This is a genomic window from Nitrospirota bacterium, assembly GCA_037386965.1.
Classification (GTDB): Bacteria; Nitrospirota; Thermodesulfovibrionia; order Thermodesulfovibrionales; family JdFR-86; genus JARRLN01.
The window spans coordinates 1-7,825 of sequence record JARRLN010000112.1 but is presented as its reverse complement, the minus strand read 5'-3'; the positions used below and the strand labels follow the sequence as shown (position 1 = coordinate 7,825).

The window sequence follows — 7,825 nt, the reverse complement described above, 5'->3', positions numbered from 1 at the left end:
AAGGGGACTGGTCCCCCAGGCACGGCCTGGAGCGACTGGGCACGGCCCAGAGCGTCCTGACATTGAAACGCCTTGCTCAAGGAATGGCGGGGTTTGATGATTAAAAGGGACTGGTCCCCCAGGCGCGGCCTGGAGCGACTGGGCACGGCCCAGAGCGACAGGACATCGAAACGCCTTGCTCAAGGAACGGCGGGATTCAACGTTTAAAAAGGGCACTGGTGCCCCGGCCAACGGGCCGGAGCGGCCAAACATCGAAGAGTGTTATTTAAGGTAGCCGTTTCAAGTTGATGTTAAAAAGGGGACTGGTCCCCTTCAGGGCTTTCCGAACTTCTCCTGAAGGAGCGCCGCCATGGCCTGCCAGGCGCGGCGGGCCGCCTTCTCGTTATAGGCCGTCCCCTCGATGGAGTCGTCCCCGGCCCCGGGGTTCGTAAAGCTGTGAAGCGCATGCCCGTAGACAACCATGTACCAGTCCACCCCGGCCTCGCCCATCTCCTCCCGGAAGCCCCGGACCTCATCCCCCGTGACGAAGGGGTCCCGGGCCCCGTGCAGGGCGAGGACCGTCCCCCGGATGTTTCGGGCATCCGCGGGCCTTAGGGTGGAAAGCCCGCCGTGGAAGCTCACCGCGGCCAGGAGGGGCGCGCCGCTCCGGGCAAGCTCAAGCACCGTGGTTCCGCCGAAACAAAACCCGATGGCCGCCAGCCGCGCGGGGTCGACGAGCTTGTGGCCTTCGAGCACCCCGAGGGCCGCCCGGGCCCGGGCCCGGAGAAGCTCCCGGTCCGAGAGAAACCGCCGGGCCAGGGTCGCGGCCTCCTCCGCCCGGGTGGTCGTCTTCCCGCCGCCGTAAATGTCCGCAGCAAAAGCCACGTACCCCAGGGCCGCCACCGCCCGCGTCTTCTGCCTGATGTTGTCGTTAAGCCCCCACCACTCGTGGACGACCAGCACCCCCGGGCGCTTGCCCGCAAGCGCATCGTCATAAGCCAGATAGCCCCGGAGCGTCGTCCCCTCGTGCTCGTAGGTCACCGTCTCCGTGACAACCCTGGCCTGCGCCAGGACCGGGAAGAAAAAGGATAAAGCCAGAATATAAATCAGGACTTTCATGAGAGCCTCCTTGCCTCTTTATAGCACAGAAAACCCCACCTGCCTACCGCTAGGCGCGGCCTAGTGCGATAAAACATCGAAACGCCTTGCTCAAGGAACGGTTCGGTTCGATGTTTAAAAAGGGGACTGGTCCCCGCACCAGTGGCGGGCGTTTTGGAAGAGGCGGAGCCAGGGGGAGGCCGTGAGGCTTCCCTGCCACTCGGGGGGCACCCAGGGCCACTGCCAAAGCAGGAAGGAGCGCTCCGGATGGGGCATCATGGCCAGGTGCCGCCCGTCGGGGGAGCACAGGGCGGCGATGCCCTCGGGGGAGCCGTTGGGATTGAAGGGGTAGCGCTCCGTGGCCCGGCCCCGGTCGTCGGCGAAACGCACGGGGGCCAGCCCGTCGCGGAGTACCTTTTCGTAGACCTTCCCGTGAGGGAACAGGGCCCTGCCCTCCCCGTGGGCCACCCAGATGCCCAGGACCGAGCCCTCCATCCCCCGGAGCATGATGGATGGGCTTTCCAGTATTTGCACTGTGGAGAACCGGGACTCGAACCGCCCGGAGCGGTTCCGGACGAAGCGGGGCTGCTCGGTCCCCTCGAGCCCGCTCCAGGGAACCCATCCCAGAAGGGCCATGAGCTGGCAGCCATTGCAGACCCCCAGGCTGAAGGTGTCCTCCCTCCGGTAGAACGCGTCGAACTCCTCCCTGAGCCTGTCGTTGAACCGTATGGCCCCCGCCCAGCCCTTGGCGGAGTCCAGCACGTCGGCGTAGCTGAACCCCCCCACGAAGGCCACCCCCCGGAAGGCGTTCAGGCTTACGCGGTCGCCGTTGCTGCCCTCCTCGCGCACGACCGCCACCCGCGGGCGGCGACCAGTCGCTTTTAGGCCAGCCTCTTCTTGCCCCTCGCCGGTGGGGCGGGGCTCGAAGGTCAGGGCAAAGGCCGGCGCGGAGCGGTCGTAGATGGACTCCTTCTCCTCCTCGGCGCACCGGGGGTTGGCCTGGAGGCGCTCCAGCTGGTAGCTGGTCTCCTCCCAGAGGGCGCGCAGGGGGAGCATGTCCCCGGAGAGGACCTCCTTGCCGTTTACCGAGATGGAGACGGTCTTTTTGGCCCGGGTGCGGCCGATAAGGGCACAGGGCACGCCCTGCTGCCCGAAGGCGGCCAGGACCCGGTGCTCATCGCCGGGGTCGCATTCCACGAGAAGCCCGGCCTCCTCGGCAAAGAGGACCTCCAGGAGAGGGGCCTCCGCCTTGATGTCCACGGCAAACCCCCTGTTTCCGGCGAAGGCCATCTCAAGGAGGGCCGTCGCCAGGCCCCCGTCGCTCCGGTCGTGGCCCGCCCGGATGCGCCCATCCCGGATGAGGGCCTGGACGGCCCGGAAGGCCCCCCGGAGGAGCCGGGCGTCCTCCACGTCCGGGGACTCTTCCCCCACCTGCCCGTAGACCTGCGCCAGCGCGGAGCCGCCCAGGCGGTACCTGCCGCCGCCCAGGTCCACGTAAAGGAGGCTGCTCTCGCCTCCCCCGGGGCCGCCCTTGAGGTCGGGGGTCACGGTCTTTGTAACGTCGGTGACGGGTGCATAGGCCGAGACGACCAGCGCCCCCGGGGCCTTCACCGTCTCGGCGCCCTCCCTTACCAGGGCGGCCATGGAGAGGCTGTCCTTACCGCCGTCCACGCTTATGCCCAGCTCCGTCATCAGCTCGCTCATGGCCGCCGCGGCGTCGTGGATGAGCGCCCCTTCGCCGGGGAGCTTGGCCGCCCACATCCAGTTGGCCGAGCAGCGGATGTCCTCCAGGGCGGTCACCTCCGCCCAGAGGATATTGGTCAGGGCCTCGGCCACCGAGAGCCGGGCCATGGGCCCCGGGGCTATCAACCCCTTTATCGGCTGCTCCCCTATGGAGATGGCGGCCCCCGTCAGGCCGAAGTGGCTCTGGGCCACCACGGCCACATCGGCCAGCGTAAGGCCCAGGGGCCCCACGCACTGCTGCTGGGCGATGAGGCCGGTAACCGAGCGGTCCACCTTGTTGGTGAGAAAGCGCTTGGAGCCCACCGAAAGGAGCCTGAGCACCCGGGCGAGGGCCTCCCGGGGGGTGGCCTCCGGGGGAAGGGCAAGGGAGGCGAGCACCGGCGCCTGCCTCTCGATGACGAAGGTCTTCCGGGGCATCTCGCCCAGGACCTTCCTGAGCTCCAGGTCCACGGCCACCGTGCCCTGCTTCGTGTCCTCCACCACGATGCGCCCGTCCCCGGTCACCTCCCCCACAAAGGAAAACGGCACCTTCTCCCTGCGGCACAGGGCGGCAAAGAGGGCGGCGTGCTCCGGCCGAAGCAGAAGGGCGTCGTTCTCCTGGTACTCGGCCCCCCAGAGCTCCAGCACCGAGAGCGTGGGGTCGCCGGAAAGTATTTTCCGGACGTCGACCCTGGCCCCCGCGGGCTCCACCAGCTCTTTGAGGACGTTACAGTTGCCCCCGGCACCCTGGTCGTGGATGCTGACGATGGGGTTATGCTCTCCCCGCTCGATGCACGCGCGGAGGACCCGGTTCATCTTCTGCTCCATCTCGGCGTCGCCGCGCTGCACGGCGTTGAAGTCCAGCTCCTCGACGTTCTCCCCCTGCACCATGCTCGAGGCGGCCCCGCCGCCCATGCCGATGCGATAGGCGGGCCCTCCCACCTTGGTGACGAGCATCCCCCGCTCCGGGGGCCGTTTCCCCGCATGCCCGGCGTCCACCTGTCCCACCCCGCCGGTGAACATGATGGGCTTCACCCACTCCCGGCGCTCACCGCCGGGAAGCCGGAGCCCGAAGGAGCGGGTGTAGCCCTGGATGACCGGCTCGCCGAACTTGTTGCCGTAGTCCGAAGCGCCGTTGCTGGCCTCTATCTCGATGTCCAGGGGAGAGGCCAGGTTGCCCGGGTACAGGAAGGAGGGGTCCTCCCAGTGAAGCTCGTAGCCCGGGATGCGGAGGTTGCCCACCGCGTAGGCCGCGGTCCCCGCGATGACGTGCCCGCCCCTGCCCACCGCCTGGGTATCCCTGATGCGCCCGCCGGTGCCGGTCTCCGCCCCCGGGAAGGGGGCCACGCCGCTGGGGAAGTTGTGGGTCTCGGCGGTGAAGGTGATATGGCAGTCCAGCGCCCGCTCCCTGAAGGGCGAGGGCTCCCCGGGCCGCTCGGGCAGGATTGTCCTGACGGTGCCGCCCCGGATGGCACTGGCGTTGTCCTTGAAGGCGATGACACTCCGGCCGGGGTTTCTCTCGTAGGGGGCCCTGATGATCTCGAACAGGCTCTGGGGCATCTCCGAGCCGTCTATGACAAGCCGTCCCTTGAAGAACCAGTGGCGGGAGTGCTCGCTGTTTGACTGCCCGAGGTCGAAGCACTCCACGTTGGTGGGGTTTCGTCTCATCTCCCTGGCGAAGAGATTGTAGTAGTACTCCAGGTCCCACGCGTCCAGGCCCAGCCCCATCCTGCGGTTGAGGTCCTCCAGGGCTTGCTTTCCCTCCTCGATGAGGTGCACCACCGTCACCGGCTCGGGCTGCACTCCCGTATGGAAGCTCACCAGGGGCTCCGGGTACGGGCACTCGGTCATGCGGTCGTGCGCCGCGGCGGCAAAGCGCTCCGCCGTCCCGGCATCCGCCGCGCCCCCCTGGCCGTGAAGCAGGTAGCGGCGGGAGCGCTCGATGCGGCGCACCTTGCCCAGGCCCGCCGCGTGGCAGACCGACACGGCGCAGGTGGACCAGGCGGTCTGAAAATTCAGCCTCGGCCCCACCTCGATGACGCCCGCCCCGGCGAGGAAGCTCTTGTCGGAGAAGTTTTCGGGCTCGAAAATCTCTCCGAGGAGCCAGCGGAGGACCCCGAGCTCCCGGGCATCCAGAGGCTCGGAGACCTCCACGTTATGGCAGAACTCGCTCTCGATGTCGGTGAGCTCTGGGAATTTCATGAAAAGGGCGTTCTTGCCCGCCTCGGTAAGCGCGGGTCTCCTGTACAGGTGAACGAGTGCCATTGGGATAATATTACACCATCAAAAGAAAGGATTTCAGAGGCCGCCGCGGGCGGCCCCGCCGCCCGTTTTCAGGGCGCCTTCTGGTAAAATAGGGGGTCATGAAGAGATTCCTGCCGCTCCTTGCCGCCCTGCTCCTGCTCGTCGCTTGCGGGGGCAAGGAGGTCCGCCAGCCCCCGGAGGAAGCCCTTGTCGCCAAGGAAGCCATCGCCGTGGCCGAGGACCTGAGGAACGCCTATGTGCACAGGAACTTCCAGGCCATGAGGCGCTATGCCACGGAGGAGGCCTACTCCGACATCATCCGGAACATCAAGAAGTTCCGGAGCGTGGAGCTGGAGTTTACGCCCCGGTGGGTGGAAGTAAACCAGGACGCAACCGAGGTCACGCTGAACGTCTCCTGGAGCGGCACATGGACCCTGGACGGGAAGAAGGAGACCCTGAAGGGGATGGCCGTCTTCAGCCTCACGGGGAAGCCCCTCAAGATTGCGGGCGTCCTCAGGGGAAGCCCCTTCGTCGAGCCCCGGACCTCCCCCGAAAGCCCGTGACATTACCCGATGAAGGTAAACATTGTGAACCTGTCTCACAATTGATTTCGAAGCGAAAGAGAGAAGAAGGCCTCTTGCGCCAGGGTCCCCGAAAAGTCGCAAGACTTTTCGGGGCTGAGCCGGAAGCAATTTTGAGTCAGGTTCTTATGGTAAAATAAAGAGTACTTTTCCTTCCGGGGGAATTTTTTGCGGGGTTCGGAAACCATGGACCGTGACAAGTTCCACGAGGAGTGCGGCGTCTGCGGCGTCTTCGGGCACCCCGAGGCCGCCAACCTCGTTTACCTGGGCCTCTATGCCCTTCAGCACCGGGGGCAGGAGGGGGCCGGCATCACGTCCTCGGACGGGAAGGCCTTCTGCACGGAAAAGGGCGTGGGCCTGGTGGCCGACATCTTCACCGAGAAGCGCCTCCGCCGCCTTCCCGGCTACGCGGCCATCGGCCATAACCGCTACTCCACGGCCGGGGGCGGCGGGCTGAAGAACGTCCAGCCCATCGTGGCCAACTTCGCCATGGGCTCTCTGGCCATCGCCCACAACGGAACCCTGGTCAACGACGAGGAGCTCCGTGCGGAGCTCGAAGACCAGGGGGCCATCTTCCAGTCGAACTCCGACAGTGAGGTCATCCTGCATCTGCTGGCCCGCTCCCACCGCTCCGATTTCCGCAGCAAGGTCATCGACGCCCTCTCGCAGGTGAGCGGCGCTTACAGCCTTCTGGTCCTCCGGGAAAAGGAGCTCATCGCCGTCCGCGACCCCTACGGCATCCGCCCCCTCGCGCTGGGCACCGTGGGAGGGACTTACGTGGTGGCCTCCGAGACCTGTGCCTTCGACCTCATCGGGGCCAGCTACCTGAGGGACGTCAGGCCGGGCGAGATGGTGACCATCTCGGCCGAGGGGCTCCGCTCCGAGCAGGCCCTGACCAGCTTGCGCAAGGCCCACTGCATATTCGAGTACATCTATTTCGCCCGGCCCGACAGCTACATCTTCGGCGGGCAAAACGTCAACGAGCTGAGGAAGGAGTTCGGCCGGCAGCTGGCCCGCCAGTCCCCCGTGGACGCCGACATCGTCATCCCGGTGCCCGACTCGGGCGTTCCGGCCGCCATCGGCTACTCCGAGGAAAGCGGCATACCCTTCGATTTCGGCCTGATACGGAACCACTACGTCGGGCGGACCTTCATCGAGCCCAAGCAGAACATCCGGCACTTCGGCGTCAAGATCAAGCTCAACCCCGTGAGGAACCTCCTGGAAGGCAAGCGCGTCGTGGTGGTGGACGACTCCATCGTCCGGGGGACCACCAGCAAGAAAATCGTCAAGATGATACGCGAAGGCGGCGGCGCCAGGGAAGTCCACATGCGCATCAGCTCCCCGCCCTGCACCGGCCCCTGCTTCTACGGCATCGACACCCCCACCCGCCAGGAGCTCATCGCCACCTCCCACTCCACGGAGGAAATCCGGAGGTTCATCACCGCCGACAGCCTGGCCTACATCGAGCTGGAAGGCATCAAGCGCATCGTTCCGGACTCCGGCGACTACTGCTACGCCTGCTTCGACAACACATATCCCATCTACTTCCCCGGCGAAAAACTCGCACAAATGGAACTCCTCCTCTAGGGGGACCAGTCCCCTTTTTAACCCACCAAACCGCGCCGTTCCTTGGGCAAAGACGTTTCGATGTCTAGCCGGTCCAGGCCGCGCCTGGCGCTCCGGGGCACCAGTGCCCTTTTAGACTTCAGTCGAGACGTGGTTGGTTCCGGAACCGCCCATTGAGCAAGCCGCTTCGATGTCAGGACGCTCGGCCCGCTGGCCGGGGCACCAGTGCCCTTTTAAACATCTAACCGCGCCGTTCCTTGGGCAAGCCGTTTCGATGTTTGGTCGCTTTGGCCCGCTGGCCGGGGGACCAGTCCCCTCTTTTTAATCTCTAAATTGAACCGGCTTCCTTAAGTGAGACGTTTCAATGTCCTGTCGCTGCAGGCCGTGCCTGCTTGATTTGAGGGGGGGCAGGGTTATAGAGTATTAGGGCCGCAAGCCGAAGACTGAAGCGGCGTTTTTGCGCGCGCCGGGTGCGGCGGGGGGTCCTTGGCCCCTCATACCACGGGCAGGAGGCGAGCCATGGCCGAGGAAGAGCGGGAACTGGAAAAGACGCTCAAGGGCTACAAGTCCGAGGTGGCCCCCGACATGAAGATGACTCTCACCTGGGACAAGGACCTCATCTTTGCCGCCCGGAC

4 protein-coding genes are annotated in these 7,825 nt (G+C 65.9%); 2 read left to right on the top strand and 2 right to left on the bottom strand.

Annotation, left to right across the window (positions count from 1 at the left end; translation table 11 throughout):
- Positions 1 to 312 precede the first annotated feature (312 nt).
- Together P8Y39_12285 and purL are read right to left on the bottom strand one after the other, a co-directional pair.
- On the bottom strand, positions 313 to 1,098 hold the full coding sequence (locus P8Y39_12285; protein MEJ2193094.1) for a dienelactone hydrolase family protein: 786 nt from the start codon (positions 1,096 to 1,098) through the stop codon (positions 313 to 315).
- Positions 1,099 to 1,212: 114 nt separating this feature from the next.
- The gene (purL, locus tag P8Y39_12280; protein ID MEJ2193093.1) at positions 1,213 to 5,064 is read right to left on the bottom strand and encodes a phosphoribosylformylglycinamidine synthase; all 3,852 of its coding nucleotides are present in this window, start codon (positions 5,062 to 5,064) and stop codon (positions 1,213 to 1,215) included.
- A gap of 98 nt (positions 5,065 to 5,162) precedes the next feature.
- Between purL and P8Y39_12275 the strand changes: the two genes are divergently transcribed.
- Both P8Y39_12275 and purF read left to right on the top strand, forming a co-directional pair.
- A complete protein-coding gene (locus P8Y39_12275; protein ID MEJ2193092.1) occupies positions 5,163 to 5,606 on the top strand; it encodes a hypothetical protein in 444 nt (147 codons plus the stop codon).
- Between the two features lie 204 nt (positions 5,607 to 5,810).
- Positions 5,811 to 7,211: an amidophosphoribosyltransferase gene (gene purF, locus P8Y39_12270; GenBank protein MEJ2193091.1), complete on the top strand. Its 1,401-nt coding sequence runs from the start codon at positions 5,811 to 5,813 to the stop codon at positions 7,209 to 7,211.
- The last annotated feature ends 614 nt before the right edge of the window (positions 7,212 to 7,825 follow it).